Annotated in this window: 14 protein-coding genes; 9 read left to right on the forward strand and 5 right to left on the reverse strand. The window is 62.6% G+C overall.

The features are described 5' to 3' along the window. Positions 1–182 precede the first annotated feature (182 nt). From ACUN0E_RS06495 to ACUN0E_RS06520, 6 genes are all read left to right on the forward strand, one after another. Positions 183–491: a hypothetical protein gene (locus ACUN0E_RS06495; RefSeq protein WP_408239044.1), complete on the forward strand. Its 309-nt coding sequence runs from the start codon at positions 183–185 to the stop codon at positions 489–491. A gap of 192 nt (positions 492–683) precedes the next feature. Continuing rightward, a complete protein-coding gene (locus ACUN0E_RS06500) occupies positions 684–842 on the forward strand; it encodes a hypothetical protein (protein ID WP_166618131.1) in 159 nt (52 codons plus the stop codon). A gap of 437 nt (positions 843–1,279) precedes the next feature. Then, on the forward strand, positions 1,280–1,582 hold the full coding sequence (locus tag ACUN0E_RS06505) for a hypothetical protein (RefSeq protein ID WP_408239047.1): 303 nt from the start codon (positions 1,280–1,282) through the stop codon (positions 1,580–1,582). Between the two features lie 107 nt (positions 1,583–1,689). Then, positions 1,690–2,643: a 3-hydroxyacyl-CoA dehydrogenase family protein gene (locus tag ACUN0E_RS06510; RefSeq protein WP_445566021.1), complete on the forward strand. Its 954-nt coding sequence runs from the start codon at positions 1,690–1,692 to the stop codon at positions 2,641–2,643. 149 nt (positions 2,644–2,792) lie between these two features. Continuing rightward, the gene (locus tag ACUN0E_RS06515; RefSeq protein ID WP_408239053.1) at positions 2,793–3,404 is read left to right on the forward strand and encodes a flavin reductase family protein; all 612 of its coding nucleotides are present in this window, start codon (positions 2,793–2,795) and stop codon (positions 3,402–3,404) included. A gap of 121 nt (positions 3,405–3,525) precedes the next feature. Continuing rightward, on the forward strand, positions 3,526–3,960 hold the full coding sequence (locus tag ACUN0E_RS06520; RefSeq protein ID WP_408239056.1) for a cupin domain-containing protein: 435 nt from the start codon (positions 3,526–3,528) through the stop codon (positions 3,958–3,960). Between the two features lie 93 nt (positions 3,961–4,053). On the opposite strand, the gene ACUN0E_RS06525 is transcribed toward ACUN0E_RS06520, so the two are convergent. Then, positions 4,054–5,532: a polyhydroxyalkanoate depolymerase gene (locus ACUN0E_RS06525; protein WP_445566022.1), complete on the reverse strand. Its 1,479-nt coding sequence runs from the start codon at positions 5,530–5,532 to the stop codon at positions 4,054–4,056. A 219-nt stretch (positions 5,533–5,751) separates the two neighbouring features. On the opposite strand from ACUN0E_RS06525, the gene ACUN0E_RS06530 reads away from it, so the two are divergent. Beyond that, positions 5,752–6,405, forward strand: coding sequence for a glutathione S-transferase family protein (locus ACUN0E_RS06530; RefSeq protein WP_408239061.1), 654 nt, complete (start codon positions 5,752–5,754; stop codon positions 6,403–6,405). A 52-nt stretch (positions 6,406–6,457) separates the two neighbouring features. On the opposite strand, the gene ACUN0E_RS06535 is transcribed toward ACUN0E_RS06530, so the two are convergent. From ACUN0E_RS06535 to ACUN0E_RS06545, 3 genes are all read right to left on the reverse strand, one after another. After that, positions 6,458–8,431: a methyl-accepting chemotaxis protein gene (locus ACUN0E_RS06535; protein WP_445566023.1), complete on the reverse strand. Its 1,974-nt coding sequence runs from the start codon at positions 8,429–8,431 to the stop codon at positions 6,458–6,460. 166 nt (positions 8,432–8,597) lie between these two features. Beyond that, the gene (locus ACUN0E_RS06540; protein WP_445566024.1) at positions 8,598–11,249 is read right to left on the reverse strand and encodes a heavy metal translocating P-type ATPase; all 2,652 of its coding nucleotides are present in this window, start codon (positions 11,247–11,249) and stop codon (positions 8,598–8,600) included. 231 nt (positions 11,250–11,480) lie between these two features. Further along, on the reverse strand, positions 11,481–12,152 hold the full coding sequence (locus tag ACUN0E_RS06545) for an FMN-binding negative transcriptional regulator (RefSeq protein WP_408389653.1): 672 nt from the start codon (positions 12,150–12,152) through the stop codon (positions 11,481–11,483). A gap of 295 nt (positions 12,153–12,447) precedes the next feature. Here ACUN0E_RS06545 and ACUN0E_RS06550 point away from each other — a divergent pair, with 295 nt between their 5' ends. Together ACUN0E_RS06550 and ACUN0E_RS06555 are read left to right on the forward strand one after the other, a co-directional pair. Then, the gene (locus ACUN0E_RS06550) at positions 12,448–13,869 is read left to right on the forward strand and encodes a DUF1254 domain-containing protein (RefSeq protein ID WP_445566025.1); all 1,422 of its coding nucleotides are present in this window, start codon (positions 12,448–12,450) and stop codon (positions 13,867–13,869) included. 253 nt (positions 13,870–14,122) lie between these two features. Beyond that, positions 14,123–17,938, forward strand: coding sequence for a DUF748 domain-containing protein (locus ACUN0E_RS06555; RefSeq protein WP_445566026.1), 3,816 nt, complete (start codon positions 14,123–14,125; stop codon positions 17,936–17,938). 99 nt (positions 17,939–18,037) lie between these two features. Here ACUN0E_RS06555 and pdxR read toward each other — a convergent pair whose 3' ends face one another. Next, on the reverse strand, positions 18,038–19,591 hold the full coding sequence (gene pdxR / locus ACUN0E_RS06560) for a MocR-like pyridoxine biosynthesis transcription factor PdxR (RefSeq protein ID WP_445566027.1): 1,554 nt from the start codon (positions 19,589–19,591) through the stop codon (positions 18,038–18,040). Between the last annotated feature and the right edge of the window lie 44 nt (positions 19,592–19,635).

Raw genomic sequence — 19,635 nt, forward strand, 5'->3', positions numbered from 1 at the left:
CAACCAGCACCGCGCGTACTTCCGTTTCCCCTAGCCACGCTTCCATTTCCGCTTCACAGGATAGGTGCCGTAAGGCATCGTCCGCCGCGGATCCGTCGCAAGCCAAACCTTGCGTTTTACACTCTCGTTGCTGTTGCGAAGCCGGACCGGATACGCCAGCGCATCTTCTGACGGGGGCCACCATGCCGACTAGCGAGCACAAATATTCGATCGAGGAGCTGCTAGCCGCGCTTCTGCGCGATCAGGGCATACACGAAGGGCACTGGGCGTTGAACGTGGAGTTTTCAGCGACGGGCGCCTCCGTCAAGCCGCAAGACAATCCCAACCGGACGCTGCCGGGCCTGATCGTGTCCGTCAACAACGCGACGCTGGTGCGCGCGGAGAGCACCGCGGCAGGCGCCATTGATGCCGCCGCGGTCAATCCGGGCAAAAGTACAACGAGCGCAAAACCCACGCGCAGCAGGAAGCCGCAATCAACCACGCTCCAGTAGACGGAAGCTTCTGGCCCTGAAATATGAAAAACAGGGACGTTGTCATGGTGCGACGCATCATGAATAAAAACCCCGTGGCAATACACCACACCCGAGAAATTGCTGCGTTGCACTAGCTTTTGCCTAGGGAAAACCCTATAATCATTCTTAAGGGAAAACCCTAGCTAATGCAGTAACCAACCGGGAGTCGCCATGAGCTTCATTTTTGCATTGTTCCAAAAGGTCAGCGACCTCTTTGCGTCGCCCCATCTGCCGCTGGATTCGGACTACTCGTACGCAGCGCGTAGCCGCGAAGCAGAGCGCATGCGCAAAGCGCAATCCACGTTGTTCGGCATCAAGCTGAGCGACTAAAAAAGCAAAGTCGTATGGCCTGAGCGCGGACCACCGCGCATAGGCGCGCACCTCGAGTGCGCGAGCATCATTGAAAGCCACAGCCCGCGAAACGCGTGCCGTGGCTTTTGTTTTTTTGTGCGGCTGTCGCCCACTTCCAGTCTTTCCAAATATTTCCTGGTCGAAATGAATGTAACGGCGCCTGACAAGGCGCTGCCCGACCATCCGGTTGATCCACCGCGCATGCGCTGCAGACGGGCGGCGAACGCGAAAAAGGCCACCCTTCATCCGTCCCTTTCTATGAAATGTGCGCTTACAAGTGCTCACTTCTTCATGCGGTTTGCCCCGCTAAAGTTGGTCTCAAGCGTACGGCGTCTGGTCCGAACCCGAAATCATGGTTCGATGTCGACTGAACACGGGCGCTGGCTTGATACAAAAACTTTGTATGGGAGGTCACTATGAAAACTTTTAACAAAACATCGCGTTCGATTATTGCAACCTTGCTGGCGGGCGGCGCGTTGCTCGCGGCCGGCAGCGCTTTCGCCCAGGAACGGGTGATCGTTGAGAACGGTCCGGGGCCGGTGGTTTACGGTCAGCCGCACATGATGCCGGTGGGCGTGTCGATCAACATCGGCTGGCATGGCGATCGTTACTATGACGGCCATCGCTACTGGGCTCATGACGACTGGATGCACCGTCATCCGCACGACTACGATCCGCATCACCACGACGATCGTCGCCCGCCGCCCCCGCGTTATTAATGCGCATGACGGCGCCGCTTGACGCGGCGTGAAGTCCCCAAAGCCGGTCCTTCTTCACGGAAGACCGGCTTTGTCACGTTCGGCCTTGGAAAGCGGCGCGCTGCGCTATGCTTGAACGCTTTCATCGACGGCAGCAGGAGAGCAGCGTGAGCAAGGCAGTCATAGGCGTAGTGGGCACGGGGTTGATGGGCGTCGGCATTGCGACGCAAAGCGCATTGCACGGGCACCGGACGATCGTTCACGACGTCGACCTGGCGCGCCTCGCGAGCGTTGCGCCGAAGGCGGAAGCGGTGCTCGACGAACTGATCGACGCTGGACGCATCGACCCGGCTGCCAAACAGGCGGCGCTCTCGCGCATCGAGACGTATGCACAGCTCGACGTCATGGCGTCGGCGCAATTCGTGATCGAGGCGATTCCCGAGGTGCTCGAACTGAAGCATCGCCTGTATGCGTCGCTGGCCAGTTTGATGGCTGACGATGCAATTCTCGCGAGCAACACCAGTGGTTTTCCGCCCGATCAACTGGTTGCGCCGTTGCGCGCGAAGGAGCGTTTCCTGATCGCGCATTTCTGGAATCCGCCGCACATGATCCCGCTCGTCGAAGTTGTGCCGGGTACCGCGACCGCGCCAGAGGTCACTGAGCAAACCGCTGCTTTGATGAGCGCGATCGGCATGGAGCCGGTCGTGCTGGCGAAGGCGATTCCGGGTTTTGTCGGCAACCGGCTGCAGTTCGCGGTGCTGCGTGAGGCATTGAACATTGTGCGTTCAGGCGCTGCGACGCCTGATGTGGTCGATCGGGTCATGAAGGCCTCGCTCGGGCGCCGATGGGGGATTGTCGGTCCGATCGAGGGCGCGGACATGGGTGGCCTGGACACCTTTCTCGACATCTCCACGCATCTGATGCCGGAACTCGCCAAGGACGAAGACGTGCTCGATCTGCTGCGTGCGCAGGTGAACGCGGGGCGCGTCGGCGTGCGTAGCGGCGCTGGATTCTATGAATGGGACGACGCCCATTTGGCGCGAATCAAGGAAGGCCGCAAGCGGGTGATCAGTCGCGGTTAAACCATCGGTTGTGGGGCGGCCGGGCACCTTCCCTGAGTGTCGCCGCCGCTGGATCTCGTCGATCAGATCGGCTCGTGCCGCCCTCAGCAGCTCCCAGCACTCTGCGGTATAAATACCCTCCACCTCACCCGCGAACGCGAGCACAACCCATGTCCCATTACTTCTACGACCCTGCCGCCGGTCATGGCCTCCCGCACGACCCGTTCAAGGCCATCGTCGCCCCGCGTTTGATCGGCTGGATTTCCTCTCGCGATAGCGAAGGCACGCTGAATCTCGCGCCGTATAGCTTCTTCGGCGCGTTCGCCAGCTTCCCGCCGATCGTCGGTTTCTGCAGTGAAGGCCGTAAAGACAGCATCGCCAACATCGAAGCGACCGGCGAGTTCGTCTGGAATCTCGCCAGCAAGCCGCTCGCCAAACACATGAACCGTTCGTCAGCGCCGGTTCCACCGCACGTCGACGAATTCGAACTTGCCGGTCTCACGCCGGCACCCGGCCGCAACGTCGCCGTGCCGCACGTCGCCGAATCGCCGGCCGCGCTCGAATGCAAGTTGCTGCAAGTGGTGCGTTTGCATACCCTCGACGGCAAGCCGATGGACAACTACCTGTCGCTCGGGCAAGTGGTCGGCGTTCACATCAACGAGGCCTATCTGAAAGACGGCCTGTTCGATACGCATGCTGCGCAACCGATCATGCGCGCCGGCTATCGTGCCGACTACGCGGAAATCGGCGAGATGTTCCAGATGTTCCGGCCCACCGCATAACAGTCCTCATTAGCCGAAGTGGTTGAAGCAAGCCGCTCCGCAAACTGGCCCGCTTGATGCTTGCAACCGACGCTCCAACGCGTCGTTTTCAACTGCCGGCTCACTCAAGAGGAGCGCGATCATGTCCACCGAATTCGCCACGCAATTCAGCCATGTCCGTCCGCAGGACACGTCCTACGTAGATCAGGGCCTACGCGACTTTTTTCTTTACCGGGATTTAGGCATCGCGCAGGCAACCGGCGGCAAGGTGCTCGCGCAACTCGTCAAGGCGAATCACGCACCAGAGCAAGGCACCGGTTGGCACCGTCATGAGGCCGATTTCCACATTGTGATCATGTTGAAGGGCTGGGCGCGCTTCATGTACGGCGACAAGGAGACGCTCGTCGCCGCCGGAGATTGCGTGCATCAGGCGCCGGGCATCGTCCACTATCTGTTCGACTACTCTGAAGATATGGAGTACATCGAAATCGTGTCGCCGGCGGACTTCAAGTCGATTGAAGTCGATGGCCCGTGCGAAGTACCGGCGGTACAGCCGTGGAAGAGTGTCGCAGCTTGATCGCGACTTGAGGAGAGGAGAGCCGCGGCGGCATATCGCGGCCGCTCGAGGCCTTCTGAAGGAATAACCGCGCCGTCTCCGTTTGCAACGCCCTCACCCGGAGCACCACTTCACGGCGTCGCGGGTGGCCTCCGTCGCGTTGACCGTGAGGCCTGTTGTGGCTTGACGGCGGAGCCGGGAGCTCGCACCAGGCCCGTTCGGCGCGGCAGTCATCGTGGCCGCTGGCTCCACCGCTACATCGACCATCGCCGCTGCAGCCGGCGCTGCCGCCATCACCTCAGAAGCCGCAGCCACCGACACCGGTTGAATCGTACGTGCCCGTGAACTCACCAGCACCGCGCGCGGCTCGTTGTCGTAAATCACGGCCCGCACACGTGGATAAATCTGCCGCTCCCACCGATGCCCATTGAACACGCCATAGTGCCCCACGCCGGTCTGCACATGGTGCGTCTTCAGATACGGCCGCAATTTGTCGCACATGTCCTGCGCGGCGAGCGTCTGCCCAACCGCGCAGATATCGTCCTTTTCGCCTTCAACAGTGAGCAACGCGGTACGCCGAATCTTCGAAGGGTCCACAAGCTGCCCCTCCACCTCGAGCTCATGCAGCGGCAGCGCATGCCGCTGAAAAACCGTGTCGACGGTCTCCAGATAGAAATCGGCCGTCAGGTCCATCGTCGCGAAGTATTCTTCGTAGAAGGTATGGATCGTGTCGGCCTTCGCCGGATCGCCTTTGGCACGCTCGTAATGCATGGTCTCGAACGAGTCGAGATGGCGGCCGAGATTCATCGACATGAATGCGGTGAGTTGCACAAAGCCCGGATACACACGCCGGTGCGCGCCTGCAAAACCAAACGGCACCGCGCTGATCAGGTTCTGCTCGAACCACGCGAGCGGCTTGCTTTTGGCCAGTTCGTTGACGCGCGTCGGGTTGATGCGCGTGTCGAGCGGGCCCGCCATCAGCGTCATGCTGGCGGGTTGCGCGGGGTTGTCGTCGGCGGCCATGAGCGCGACCGCGGCCAACGCGGCGACAGTCGGCTGACACACCGCCAGCAGGTGCGTACCCGGTCCGATCGTCTCGGTGAAGTCGATCACGTGCCTTACATATTCGTTGAAGCCGAAACGGCCCTGGCTCAGCGGCACGTCGCGCGGATTGTGCCAATCGGTGATATAGACGTCGTGCTCGGCCAGCATCGTGCGAACGGTGCCGCGCAGCAGCGTCGCGAAGTGGCCGGACATCGGCGCGATCACGAGCACGCGCGGCTGCGGATGGGAAAGCGTGGCGTCCTTACGGAAATGCAACAGCGAGCAGAACGGCGTGTGCGCCGCCACTTCCTCGACGATCTTCACCGCTTTGCCTTCGGTCACCACGCTATCGATGCCGAACGGCGGCCTGACAGGCGTGAGTCCGGCGAGCGTCAAAAGCTCGCAGGCCGCGCGTATCGAACGACCATGCGACGTGTCACCAAACCCGGGCCAGGCGTCGAGCGAATGATTCACCAGCGCAGCGCCGTGCCGCATCGGCAGCATCATGTCGGCGAAAGCCTGGTATGTGGGATATGCGAACAGGTTCATAACCTTCGCACGAGTGCAGGAAAGGAAGGAGCCCGAATAGAGGCAAGTCATGTGCCAATCAAGCAGTCGCACTGGCGCAGCCGTCCCTCTACGTTGGCATAGCATTTGCGCGGGTCATGGGAGCGGGCTGAAATTGCCGCGCTTTGGTGCGTCCGCGCACGGCAACGTGCATGCGCATCGTCAGGCGTCGGCTGAACGCCTCATCTGGAGGAGAAACGTATGGCGAATACCACGCTCACCATCAGCAGCAAGAATTATTCGTCGTGGTCGCTGCGCGGCTGGCTGTTGACCAGGTTCAGCGGCCTGCCTTTCGAAGAGATCGTGATGCCGATCGACGATCCGGCCGCACGCGCCGAATTGCTGCTGCTCTCGCCGTCGATTCTGGTGCCGTGTCTCTTTCACGACGGTATCAAGATCTGGGACACCCTGGCGATTGCCGAATATCTGAACGAGCTGAAACCGGACGCGATGTTATTGCCCAGGGACATCCGCGCACGAGCGCATTGCCGCTCGATTTGCGGTGAAATGCACTCGGGTTTTGGTTCGCTACGCTCGGCGTTGCCGATGAACCTGAAAGCGCATTTTCCGGGCTTCAAGGTGTGGGCGCGGGCGCAATCGGATATCGACCGCATCGTGACAATCTGGAGCGATTGCCTGAAGCAGTACGGCGGGCCGTTTCTATTCGGCGAGCGCAGCGCGGCGGATGCGATGTACGCGCCGGTCGTGACACGTTTCGTCACCTACGACGTGAAGCTCGATCCGGAGATCGTCGAATACGGGCAGCGCATCATGGCGCTGCCCGAAATGCAGGAGTGGATCGCGGACGCGCAGCAGGAAGTGGAGGAAATCGACGAACTGGATGTGGAGTTTTGACGATGGCGGCGCGGCAACTAGCGCCGCGCCCTCGCCAGGCTAAAGCAACGCCTTAATCCCGCCCGGCTTCCAGCTTGAACACACTAACCACCTGCGCAAGCCGCGCGGCCTGAGCGCGCAACTCAGCCGCCGCGAGTTCCGCCTCGCCGACGAGCGTCGCATTCTGCTGGGTCGCCTCACCGATCTGCGTGACAGCAAGGTTGACCTGTTCGATGCCGCCCGATTGCTCGCGCGACGCGACGCTGATTTCCGCCATGATTGCGCGCACCTGGCCCACCTGATGAACGATGCCCTGCATCGTCGAGCTCGCTTCCTCGGCGATCCGGAAGCCGCTTTGAACGGTCGCGGAGGAGGCGGCGATCAGGCCTTCGATCTCCTTCACCGAAGCTGCGCTGCGTTGTGCGAGCGCGCGCACTTCCGACGCGACCACTGCAAAGCCCTTGCCGTGCTCGCCGGCGCGCGCTGCTTCCACGGCCGCGTTCAACGCGAGGATATTGGTCTGGAACGCGATGCCTTCGATCACGCTGGTGATCTCGGCGATCTTTTGCGACGAGCGGCTGATCTCGCCCATGGTCGAGACCACGCGTTCGACGGCACGGCCGCCTTCGAGCGCGGCATCGGCAGCATGGGTGACAAGGGTGTTGGCTTGTGCGGCATGATCGGCGTTCTGCTGCACGGTCGACGTGATCTGTTCCATGCTGGCCGCCGTTTCTTCCAGGCTGCTCGCCTGCGTGGCAATACGCGCCGCGATATTGCCGCTGCCGGTGGCGATCTTTTCGGTGCCATCCGACATATCCGTCGACGCATTGCGCACTTGCGAGACGATACGCGCGAGGCCTTCGCCGATGCCGTCGATCGACTGCATCAGGCGGCCGATTTCGTCGGCACGTGTATTCGCCCCTTTGGCCACGCGCACGCTCAGATCGCCCGAGGCGAAGCGCTCGGAGGCCTTCGCGGCTTCATCGAGCGGACGGCTCACGAGACGGCGCACGGCGATCAGGAACACGATCGCGAATGCGCCGACTAGCGCGAAACCGATCAGCAGGAATTGATCACGCGTGGAGATGACGTCCGCCATCACCTCGTCGCGCGGCGCAACGCCGCCCACTAGCCATTGCCATTCCGGCACAGTGACGAACGACACGAATTTGTCGCGCGCGTTGCGCTCGCCGAGCGTCGCGTCGGCGGAGCTGAATTCGAGCTGGCCTTCGTTCATATCGAGCATCTGCTGATAGGGCGCGTTCGCGTTGTCCGTGTTCTGGCCGGCTGCGGCCGGATGCACGATCAGCTTGCCGCGATCCGCACCCTTCGAGGCGTTGACCACGAAGTAGTAGCCGCTGTCGCCGATTTTCAGTTTGCTGATGCCGTCTTCGACCGACTGGATCTCCTTGTCCACGTTCACGCCAACGAACAGTGCGCCGATCACGCGACCGCTTGCATCGGTAATCGGCCGATATTGGGTAATCAAACGTTTGCCAAAGAGCGCGGCAAGTCCCGTATAGGATTGGTTCGCCATGATCAGTGCGTACGCGGGTCCCTTGCGGTCGAGCAGTGTGCCGATCGCGCGTGAGCCGTCCTGTTTCTTCAGAGAAGTCGTCACGCGGACGAAGTCGTCGCCGCTGCGTGCGAACACGGTGGCTACCGCGCCGCTGCGCTCGAGAAACTGATCGGGAATCGAGAAGTCCATATTCAGGACTTTGTCGCCGGCCTTGATGGTTGGGGTGGCGACGCCGTTGATGTCGACTTTCTGGGTGTCGTCGAGCGTATAGCCGGTGGGCAGGAAGCTCGCGAACAGCGACATCGAGCGATCGACTTCGGACGACAGCGCCTTGTCGAACAGCGTGATCATGGCGGCGATCGAGCGATCCTTATCGGCGATACGTTCGAGTACCTGATCGCTGACCTGCTTGCCTGCGGTGCGCGTGAGAGCCCACGTAAAGGCCGCGAAAATCAACGCTACCAGCACGCACGACAGTACGGCAAGCCGGGCGCCAACACTGGCGCGGCGCAAAGAGAGAAATTCCATGGGCATTCGGAGTAAAGGGAGACATGTGACGTGTAAACCATGCGAACGCATGGTTTACACCTATGTCAGGATTACGGCCGATTTGCCCAATTCTTTAGTGCATTCGAAAGCGATTCGTAATATATGGGCATATATAGCCCGTCTGCGCCATCGATGCGTGAACGCATCATCGTCCCGACGCGCCGCGCCAGGTGCGCAGCAGCAGCGCATTGGTGACGACGCTTACGCTCGAAAACGCCATTGCCGCGCCGGCCAGCATCGGGTTCAGCAAGCCGAGAGCGGCTAGCGGAATGCCGATCAGGTTGTAGACGAAGGCCCAGAACAGGTTCTGCTGGATCTTGCGCCAGGTCCTGCGCGAAATGTCGATGGCGTCGGCCACCAGCGCCGGGTCGCCGCGCATCAGCGTGATGCCGGCCGCCTGCATTGCGACGTCGGTGCCGGTCGCCATTGCAATGCCGATGTCGGCGGCAGCGAGCGCGGGGGCGTCGTTGATGCCGTCGCCTACCATCGCGACGATACCGGCGCTGCGGATCTTCAGGTCGCGGATCACGCGGGCTTTGTCGTCAGGCAGGACTTCGGCGTGGACTTCGGCGATGCCGAGGGCCTGGGCGACGCTCGCCGCGCTGCCGGCGTTGTCGCCCGTGACGAGCACGCTTTTGATGCCCATCTGGGTGAGCCGTTCGATGGCCGCACGAGCAGTCGGCTTGACGGTGTCGCCGAAGGCGATCAATGCGAGCGCGGTGGGCGCCAGCGGCGCGCGCTGCATTAGCCAGGAGACGGTGTTGCCTGTGGCTTCGAGTTGTTTTGCGCGTTCGGCAAGTTGCGGCGGTAACGGGATGCCGAGTTCGTTGAGCCAGCGCGTGCTACCGAGCGCCAGGGTGCGGCCATCGATGTCGGCTTCCACACCGCGGCCGGGCACCGCGCGGGCGTCGCTTGCCGTGCGCAATGCAACCGGCAGCTCCGCCGCGCCTTTCGCTACCGCCGCGGATGCTGAAGCGCCCGGCGCGTTATCGCCCAGTGCCTCAACGCCGCCATTCGCCAGCGAGACCTCAACCGCATTGTCGTCTTGTAGATTGCCGGCCTGTGCTGCTTCATACGCCTTCACCACTGCCCGCGCCAGCGGATGATCGCTTTGCCGCTGCACGGCTGCGGCGAGCGCCAGCGCCTCGTCGCGTTCAATGCCGCCGATTGCCTCGAACGCCGTCACCGACGGTTGCCCGAGCGTCAGCGTGCCGGTTTTATCGAATGCGATGATATTCACCCGATGCGCGGTTTCCAACGCCTCGGCGTCCTTGATCAGCACGCCATGCCGCGCAGCAACGCCAGTGCCGGCCATGATGGCCGCGGGCGTTGCCAGTCCGAGGGCGCAGGGGCAGGCGATCACCAGCACGGCAACGGCATTCAGAATTGCGGTTTCGCCGCCCGCACCGGCAATCAGCCAACCCACCAGCGTGAGCGCCGCAATCGCCAGAATCGCCGGCACGAAGATCTCGCTGACACGGTCGACCAGTCGTTGGATCGGCGCCTTCTCGGCCTGCGCGCTTTCCACGAGGCGGATGATGCGTGCGAGAGTCGTTTCCGCGCCGATCGCGGTGGTTGTCACCGCAATCGCGCCTTCGCCGTTGATCGAGCCGGCGGTGACCCGGTCGGTTGCCTGCTTCGGTACCGGCAGGCTTTCGCCGGTAATCAGCGATTCGTCGATATGGGTACGGCCTTCGAGCACGGCGCCGTCGACTGGCACGCGTTCACCGGGACGCACGACCACCACCGTCCCGACCCGCACCTGCGCGAGCGGTACTTCGCGTTCGTCCGCGCCGACGCGGATTCGCGCGCGGTCGGGGCGCAGCGCGTTGAGCGCGCGGATCGCATCCGTGGTCTGGCGCTTGGCGCGCGCTTCGAGCCACTTGCCGAAGCGCACCAGCGTAATCACCACCGCCGACGCTTCGAAATACAGATGCGTCATGTCGCCCGGATGAGTGGCCAGTTCGTAGACGCTGATCCCATAAGCCGCCGACGTGCCGAGCGCCACCAGCAAGTCCATGTTCCCGGCACCGGCCCGCACGGCACGGTAGGCCGCCCGATAGAAGCGCGCGCCGAACACGAACTGCACGATCGAGGCGAGGGCGAATTGCAGCCAGGGGGACAGCATCGCGTGCAAGCCGAACCATTCGCCGACCATCGGCAGGACGAGCGGCAGCGTCAGCACGGCGGAGGCGAGCACGGCCGTCAGTTCGCGGCGCGTCTGATTGCGCTTGCTTGCTGTGGCGGTAAGGGCAGGAGTGTCGACGGCGGACGCCGATGTATCCGGCGGCGCCATCAGCGTCGCCTCGTAGCCCGCTTTCTTGACCGCTGCGATTAACGCGTCGGTTTCGGCATCTGCGCTCGCGGCCGCGTCGCTTAGGTTAACGGTTGCCGTTTCGGTCGCCAGATTCACCGAGACGCCCGCGACGCCGGGTACCTTCGCGAGCGCCTTCTCCACGCGCATCGCACATGAGGCGCAGGTCATTCCGCCTATCGCGAGTTCCGTGGCGTGCGAAGCTTGCGCCGGCTTGACGTCCGGACGCGCCGACGGCGTGGCGTCGTAGCCGGCTTTGCGCACGGCGCTGGCGAGCGTTTCGGGGTCGACGGCAGCGTCGCTGTCGATGCTGGCTTTTTCAGTGGCGAGATTCACCGACGCGCGCGTGACGCCCGGCACTTTGGCCAGCGCCTTCTCGACGCGCATCGCGCATGAGGCGCAGGTCATCCCGCCGATATCGAGTTCGGTGGTTCTGGAGGGCGTAGCGTCCGTGGGACGCAGCGGCGTGGCAAGTTCGGTCATGGCAGGTCTGGCTCGTAGCAGCATTGGGCCGCATCATGAACCGAGTATTGACCTTCCCATGATGGGAAGGTCAAGAACGTTTTTGAGGCGCACTGAAACGTTGCCGAACGGGCCACCAGAGCGCGTTGCCGCAAGCGTCCGGGATGTCTATCAGCCGATCGAGCCTATGGCGGCAGGCTGCGAAGCCAAAGAGCTTGCGGCTGCGTTGCGCACGGCTAATGAGCCGGAAGCTCAGAACGCCGGTGGCGCGTCCAGCATCGCCTGGCCAACGGCCTTCTGCTCGTCGCTGGTACGTGCCAGCAGGGCTTCGGCCGCGCCGCGCCGGTCGGTGGCCTCCTTGTTCTGGCCGAGCTTCCATTTGCCGACCAGTCGCGTGACCTCGATCTCGAGGCCGACGATCGCCCCCAGCATCTGCGCAATATAGTCGGCTGGCGCATCGCCCATCTTCCACGGCACCGGCTCGCCCGCTTCCATTTTTCGGGTGAGCCGCGCGACCAAACCGCGCAGGAAAGACTCGTCGTCGCGCACGACGATCCGGCCATGCGCGTGCACGACCATATAGTTGTAAGTCGGCACCTGACGATGCGTCTCGTGCTTGCTCGGGTACCAGGTCGGCGAGATGTAGGCGGCCGGCCCCTGAAAAATAACGAGGGCTTCCGGGTTCGCGGCGACTTCCTGCCAGACCGGATTGGCCCGGGCGACGTGGGCGCGGAGGATGCCGTGGGTGCGGGCGGGCTGTGCGTCGCCCCCTTCGGGGGCTAGCTGCGCGTCGAATTCGAAAGGCAAATGATTCGCGTCGAGCCCATTCGGCCCATGGGTAATCAGCGCGCCGAACGACTGCTCAGCAATCAGGCGGTGGAGAACCTCTGGACGGTTCTCTTCAAAATGGGCGGGCATATACATAAAACGCTCCGGATACAAAAGGGCGGTGAGTGGTCGAAAAGGGCGGCCAGCAGGGCAAGAACCGGCGCGGGCGTGACAAAAATCGCCAACCGTACTGTAAATGATGTCCACGCGTTTGTTACGAAGCGCTATTCCTGCCTTTGCGCTTGCCTGGTGAACAAGGATACGATACAACCCGATGTTGTCGGCATCGCGAGCCGCGGACTGGCTGCGTTCGGCTTTGGGAGGCCACGCAAGCAGGTTCCGCCGCTCACCGACGTTTCCCTTAGGACCGCACGTTCTGCCACCTGAACGAATGATAAAAAATCGCCAAGAACTGTTTTCGCTTCACTGGACCTGCGCATCGCTCGCAGGCCTCGCATTTCTGGCTGGTTGTGCGTCGACGCCGTCCACGACGCAAAAAACCACTGGCTGGATCAAGGACGAAGTCGCCGATTCGTATGTTTTCGGCTATCCGTTGGTGCTGATGGGCGTCGCGCGCGATGCGGCGGTCGGTACCGATCCGGGCCAGGCGCCGGTCAATACGCTGCGCCACGCTCAGGCCTTGCCGCCTATCGGCGCCGCCAATCCGCTGCAGCCGAGTCTCGACACCCTCGACTCTACCGGCTGGCTGGACGTCGGCAGCGAGCCGGTGATCGTGTCGCTGCCCGACTCGCACGGACGTTACGTCGACGCTCGCGTGCTCGACATGTGGACCAACGTGGTGTGGTCGACCAGTTCACAGTTCGCCACCCGCGCCGCTGGCGTCAAGGCGCAAACGATTGCCTTCGTCGGCCCGGGCTGGCAGGGCGATCTGCCCAAGGGCGTGAAGCGCGTCGACGTGCCGACCCGCAACGCATGGGTGAGCGTGCGCATCCAGTCGAACGGCACTCGCGACCTGACGGCGGTGCGCAAGCTGCAGCGCGCCATCCGCGTCGCGCCGCTGAGCGTCTATGCCGGTGACACGCGTTCGGTGTCGATTACGCCGCCGCGCAGCAATGCTGCCGATTCCGCCGCTGCGGCCGCTGCCGGTACGCCGGCCGCGCAAGTCGCCGCGCTTGACGCGAACGGTTTCTTCAGCCGACTCGCGCAGGCCTTGCCGGACAACCCGCCGACACCAGCCGATCCGCATGCACTGAAAATCCTTTCGGATTTCGGCGTGACGCCTGGCAATCCGGTGACGCTGCCGAGTGCACCTGAGGCAGTTGCCGCAGGTCTCGCCGACGGTCACGAGCGCGTTGTCACGCCGCCGTCCAATCTGCTGAGCGGCAACGGCTGGAGCTGGTTCGGCGACGGCGTGGGCAACTACGGCCCCGACTACGCAATGCGCGCTTACGCTGCGGCGACCCAACCGGGCATTGGCACGAAGGACGACGAAGTGCGCGCGGTCGTCACTCAGGACAGCGACGGTCATGCGCTCAACGGCGCAAACCGCTACGTGATTCATTTCGCACCGAACCAGTTGCCGCCGGTACGCGGCTTCTGGACGATTACCGCCTACACGAAGGATGGCGCGTTAGGGGAAAGCGCGCCGGCACGTCTGGCGGTCGGCGATCGCAACGGCGCGCGCCGCAATCGCGACGGCTCGCTCGACGTAACGGTGTCGTCGACGCGCAGCAAGAGCGGCAACTGGCTGCCGGCGCCGCGTGCCGATCTGCAACTGATGCTGCGCCTGTACGCGCCGAAGCCGCAAGCTACCGACGGCAGCTGGCAGCCGCCGGCAGTTGTGCGTCAATGAAGTTCGCGAATGAAGTGCGACTGTGAAGCCGCATCAGTGAAATGCGTCACTGCTGTGACAGCGATGCATGAGTGACGCATAAATCAGCCCATGTCCGCCGCTTCGTGTCGGCGGACATGCGGCGTTGTAACGCGCAACAATGTGTAAGGCACGGCTTACATTTCTATCCCGCGTAAGATTCACCACTTATACTGCCGCTTGCGGGATTTTCGTTTTCGCGGCGGGCTTGCCGCCGCATTACCCAAGACCGAGCATGGCAAGCATCAATAAAGCATCACTCGCATCTTCCATGCAGACCGTGCGCGACGTCGCGCAGTCACGCCGTACCCGGCGTGTCATCACGGGTCTGCTGATCTTCCTCGTATTGTTCGGTCTGCTGGGCTTTTTCGCGGCGCCGCCGTTGATTCGCCACATTGCCGAGCAGCAACTCAGCAAACAACTCGACCGGCCCGCCACGATCGGCCGCATTGCGCTCAATCCATACACGCTCAAACTCGAAGCCGATCGCGTGCATATCGGCGAGCGTGGCGGCGCGGGCGATTTCGTCGATATTTCGCGGCTCATTGTGCAGCCGTCGTGGAGCTCGCTGTTTCGTGCGGCGCCGATCATCGACGAAGTGCAACTCGATTCGCCGCGTTTCCATATCGTTCGCTATGATGCGCAGCGCTTCAATTTCACCGACCTGATCGAGAAGTTCTCGAAGCAGCCGGCCAAGCCCGATAGCAAGCCGACGCTCTTTTCGGTGTCGAACATTCGCCTCGAGAACGGCCAGATCACGTTCGACGACAAGCTACTCGGTGTTACGCACGTGATCGATCAATGGAAGCTCGGCATTCCGTTCATCGCTACGCTGCCTTCGAAAACCGATATCTTCGTCGAGCCGTTGCTGCGTGCGCGCATTGACGGCAGTCCGCTCGCTATCGACGGCAAAAGCAAGCCGTTTGCAGCGTCGCGCGAATCGGAAGTATCGCTGCGCTTTGACGGGCTCGACGTGCCGCGTCTCATGTCTTATGTGCCGACCAAGCTGCCCGTGATTGTGCAGAGCGGCAAGCTGTCTACCGATCTCAAGCTCAACTTCGTAGTCTCCAACGACGCGCCCTCGCTGCGTGTGGCGGGCACCGTCGATTTGAATGACGTGGACGTGCGCGATCAGAGCAAGGCACCGTTCTTCGCTGCGCGCACCGTGCATGTGGCTGCCGCGACGCTCGAGCCGTTGAAGAGCCTGTATCACTTCGACGATATCCGTATCGACGCGCCAAACGCCAATCTTGCGCGCGACAAAGAAGGTGTGTTGAGTGTCGAGCGGATGTTCGCGCCTGCGCCTGCTGCCGGAGCTTCTGCTCCGGCACCGGCGTCCACGTCCGCTTCTACCCCGGCATCCGCGGGGGGCGCATCTGCGTCTGCGACGGCCAATAACGCTGCAAGCGCACCCGTCGCTGCATCGGGTGCAACCGCCACGGACAAAACCGCACCGCCTCTGGACCTGTCGGTCAAACGCTTCGTGCTCAACGACGGCACCGTGAATGTTCACGACGAAGCGGCCTCGCGGCCGGTCGATCTCGGCCTGCAAAAACTGGCCGTCACGTTGACCGATTTCTCGACGCTCGCTACCGCCCCCGCGCACTACACGCTCAATACCGGTTTCAAGGACGCCGCCGGCTCGCTCGGCGTGGCCGGTGCGTTCGGTCTTGTCGCGAAGACCGCTAGCGCCAGGCTCGATCTGAAGTCGCTGCCATTGCCGCCGCTGCAGCCCTACCTCGACGCGGCAACCGCGGCGCAAGTCATTGACGGAGCGCTGTCGGCTAACGCGAACGTCGGTGCGAACTGGTCAAAGTCGCCTGCGGCTGTGATGGTCACCGACACGCAACTCGATCTGCAATCGCTCAAACTCGCGACGCGCGGCAGCAAGGCGCCCGTCGTCTCGCTCGCGCAGGGACAGGTGACGATCAAGCAGGTGGACGTTGCGGGACGCACGGCAGACATCACCGGCGTCGACACGACCGGCCTGGTGGTCAACGTGCAGCGTCTGAAAGACGGCAGCATCGACCTTGCCGCGCTCGCCGGTCCGCATCAGGCCGAACAGCAGCGCACGGCGATCCACGCAGTCAAGAAGGCCGAGCAGCAAGGACCCGCGTGGCACTACAAGCTCGGTGAGCTCAACCTGAAAGACGCCACCGCCAATTTCACCGACAACACCACGCCGCGTCCGGTGAAGTTGAGCGTGACGCCGCTGCAACTGAAGGTGCAGCAGATCAGCGACGACCTGAGCCGTCCGCTGCCGATCGATCTGCAAGCGACGCTCAACCAGAAGGGCACCCTCGGCATAAAAGGCGATGTCACGGCGACACCGCTCAAGGTGGCAGTCAAGGTGAACGCGAATCGCCTGGATGCAGCGGCGTTCGAACCGTACTTCGGCAGCAAACTGAATGCGCTGATCGCGAGCGCGTTGCTCAACGCGAACGGCGATCTCGCGCTGAGTCAGGCGAAGGCGCTGAAAGCGACGTACCGTGGTGACGTGGCGCTAGTCGACGTACGGATGCTCGACAAGGCGACGTCTGACCCGTTTGCGGGTTGGGGCTCACTCGCGCTGTCCAACCTGAAGGCCGACTACGACGAACGCGGCACAGTGGTCGACGCGGGCCGCGTCACGTTCACGAAGTTCTATGGGCGTGTGCTGCTCGACGCGCAAGGCAAGCTGAATCTCAGCGACGTGGTCGCGCATGAAAGCGGCGCCGCGCAATCGCTGACACGCGACAAGAGCGGCGCCGAACCGGTGCCGTTGACGCCGCAAGCCGCATCGGCGCCCGAGGTGGCATCCGCGCCGGTGCCGGCGTCGGCCACGCCGGCGACCGTGACAGCCGCTACGCCGCCGCAAAGCCCCGTCAAACTGCACTTCGGTCAACTGGTGCTGCAACAGGGCCGCGTGACGTACACCGACAACTTCATCAAGCCGAACTTCACAGCGAATCTCGTCGCCATTCAAGGCACGGTCGGCGCGTTCGGCACGCAATCGACCACGGCGGCGCCGGTGGATATCGCCGCGAAGCTGGCGGCCAATGGCCCGCTGTCGATTCGCGGTACGATCAATCCGCTGATCGCGAAGCCGGCGCTCGATCTGACCGCCAGCGCGCACGATATCGAGCTCACCAACCTCACGCCGTATTCGGCGAAATACGCCGGCTATCCGATCACCAAAGGCAAGCTGAACGTCGATCTGCACTACAAGCTCGATAACGATCAGTTGAACGCGAACAACCATATTTTCATCGATCAGCTCACGTTCGGCGATCATGTCGAGAACAATACGGCGACCAAGCTGCCGGTGCGTCTCGCGATCTCGCTGCTGAAAAATTCGCGCGGTGAAATCGACGTGAATCTGCCGGTGTCGGGTTCGTTGTCGAACCCTGAATTCAGTATCGGCGGGCTGATTTGGCATGCAGTGCTCAATCTGCTGCAGAAGGCCGTGACCGCGCCGTTCTCATTGATCGCCAATGCGTTCGGTGGCGGTGGCGAGGAATTGGGCTATGTCGAATTCGATCCGGGTTCGGCGAAGCTTTCGGATGCCGCCGACAAGAAACTTGACACGATCGTGAAGGCGCTGGCCGACAAGACCTCAATTCGTATCGATCTGATTGGCCGCGTCGATCCGGCGGTCGACGGACCGGGCCTGCGCGAGCAATATGTTGATCGCCAGGTCAAGCAGCAGAAGATCAAGGACGTGGTGGGCAACGGCGAGAGCGTCGATCTCTCGACCGTCACCGTGGATCCGAAGGAATACGACAAGTACTTGACCAAGGCCTACAAGGCGGCCGACTTCAAGAAGCCGCGCAATTTTGTCGGCTTGACCAAGAGCTTGCCGGACGACGAGATGAAAAGCGCGATGGCCACCAACGCTCCGATCAATGACGCTAGCTTGCGTGATCTTGCACAGCAACGGGCGCAAGCTGTGCAGCAGTATTTCGAGGGCAAGATCGACAGCAGCCGCGTGTTTATCGTCGCGCCGAAGCTGAACGCAGATGGCATCAAGGACAAGGGTGCGACGACGCGGGTGGACTTTGGCTTGAAGTGATGCGTTGCAATGCGGGCCGGTTCGTCATCGTCGTCTCGCTTTCGTGATGCGATGTGACGTATGCGTTGTGGACGCATTTCGCAGTGCGGCCGCGTGCAGTTAAGCGGCGCGCGTAGGTTTTTTCTTCAATGCCGTCTCCTCGATCACACGCGCGAGCGTGTCGAATGCCGGACCGATCTTCTCGTTCGCCACGCAGGCGTATCCCAGCAATAGTCCGCGGCGTGCGGGCGTCTCGCTGCTGTAATAGGCGGCGAGCGGCCGCACAATCACGCCGGCATCGTAAGCCGCAGCCGTGACCGCCCGATCGTTGGCATGATCGGGCAGGCCGAGCACCAGATGCAGACCGGCTTCGTCGCCCATGACCGGGAGTTCGTTGCCGAAGCGCGCAGTGATCGCGTCGATCAGAATCTGGCGGCGCTCACCGTAGAGCGCTCGCATACGGCGAACATGCGACGTGAGATGGCCGTCCATGATGAAATCGGTCATCACGGCCTGCTGCATTAACTGTCCCTCGCGATACAGCTCGGCCACGCCCGTGCGGAACGTATCGACCAGATGCTCCGGCGCGATCATGTAGCCGATCCGCAAACCTGGGAACAGCATCTTCCCCAGGCTACCCACGTAGATCACCTGACCGGCGTCGTCGAGGCCTTGCAACGACGCCAGGGGACGGCTGCCGTAGCGGAACTCGCTGTCGTAGTCGTCCTCGATGATCCAGACATTATGCTGGCGCGCATATTCGAGCAGCGTGCGGCGGCGCGCAAGACTCATCACCATGCCGAGCGGATATTGATGCGAGGGCGTGACTAGCGCGAGACGCGGCGGTTGTTGCAAATCCTGTTCGCGTGGGTTGAGGCCTTCGGCATCAACCGGCACGGGTACCAACGTGATCCCCGACGATTGCAGCACGCTGCGCGCGCCCCAATAGCACGGCTCTTCCACCCATGCGCGATCGCCGACGTCGGTCAATAAACGCACCGCCAGATCGATCGACTGATGAATGCCCGTCGTGATGATGATCTGATCGGGCGTGCAATTCACCGAGCGCGCGACCCGCAGGTAGTCGGACAACGCGCGCCTTAACGGCCGATAGCCGCCGCCAGGCGCATAGGTCAGCAGATCGGGATTAGCTTCCTTCCACAATCTTGCCTGCAAGCGGCTCCATGTACGCGCGGGAAATTCGGCGACGTCAGGCACGCCCGGCATAAACGCGCCCCATTGTTTTGCTGATACGCCGGCCTGATCGATCAACCTTCGTCCGCGTATGGAGAGGTCGCCGAGATCGCGCTTTGGCGGCTTCAAGGCCTCGGCGGCTTGACTGGCGCCGTCCGCGTCGATGCTTGCCACTGCCGGTTGCTTGCGCGCATTCATTGCCGCCGTGTCCGGCCGCGTGTCGGCGACATAGGTGCCGCTGCCCGTGGTCGAGATCACATAGCCTTCGGCGGTCAACTGATCGTAGACGTGCAGCACCGTGTTGCGCGCGATGCCGAGGTCTTCGGCGAGCGTGCGCGAACTGGGCAGCTTGGTGCCTGGCGGCAACTGGCCGGTCAGGATGGCCTGCTGCATCAGCCGCAACGTCTGCCTGTAGACCGGTTCGGGGGCCGCGCGGTCGAGCCGCGCGGCGAGCCAATCCGACAAGATCACAGTGTCCAAGTGGTTCTATCCGGAATAATGAAATGGTTCCATATTGTAGAACC

The sequence above is a fragment of the Paraburkholderia sp. D1E genome (genome assembly GCF_052682275.1).

Excerpts from the sequence above, each read along its gene's own strand:
- ACUN0E_RS06530 (WP_408239061.1), top strand. The coding sequence starts at position 5,752 with ATGGCGAATACCACGCTCACCATCAGCAGCAAGAATTATTCGTCGTGG.
- ACUN0E_RS06550 (WP_445566025.1), top strand. The coding sequence starts at position 12,448 with ATGATAAAAAATCGCCAAGAACTGTTTTCGCTTCACTGGACCTGCGCA.
- ACUN0E_RS06510 (WP_445566021.1), top strand. The coding sequence starts at position 1,690 with ATGCTTGAACGCTTTCATCGACGGCAGCAGGAGAGCAGCGTGAGCAAG.
- ACUN0E_RS06505 (WP_408239047.1), top strand. The coding sequence starts at position 1,280 with ATGAAAACTTTTAACAAAACATCGCGTTCGATTATTGCAACCTTGCTG.
- ACUN0E_RS06540 (WP_445566024.1), bottom strand. The coding sequence starts at position 11,249 with ATGACCGAACTTGCCACGCCGCTGCGTCCCACGGACGCTACGCCCTCC.
- ACUN0E_RS06525 (WP_445566022.1), bottom strand. The coding sequence starts at position 5,532 with ATGAACCTGTTCGCATATCCCACATACCAGGCTTTCGCCGACATGATG.
- ACUN0E_RS06515 (WP_408239053.1), top strand. The coding sequence starts at position 2,793 with ATGTCCCATTACTTCTACGACCCTGCCGCCGGTCATGGCCTCCCGCAC.
- ACUN0E_RS06500 (WP_166618131.1), top strand. The coding sequence starts at position 684 with ATGAGCTTCATTTTTGCATTGTTCCAAAAGGTCAGCGACCTCTTTGCG.
- ACUN0E_RS06535 (WP_445566023.1), bottom strand. The coding sequence starts at position 8,431 with ATGGAATTTCTCTCTTTGCGCCGCGCCAGTGTTGGCGCCCGGCTTGCC.
- ACUN0E_RS06545 (WP_408389653.1), bottom strand. The coding sequence starts at position 12,152 with ATGTATATGCCCGCCCATTTTGAAGAGAACCGTCCAGAGGTTCTCCAC.
- ACUN0E_RS06520 (WP_408239056.1), top strand. The coding sequence starts at position 3,526 with ATGTCCACCGAATTCGCCACGCAATTCAGCCATGTCCGTCCGCAGGAC.
- ACUN0E_RS06495 (WP_408239044.1), top strand. The coding sequence starts at position 183 with ATGCCGACTAGCGAGCACAAATATTCGATCGAGGAGCTGCTAGCCGCG.
- ACUN0E_RS06555 (WP_445566026.1), top strand. The coding sequence starts at position 14,123 with ATGGCAAGCATCAATAAAGCATCACTCGCATCTTCCATGCAGACCGTG.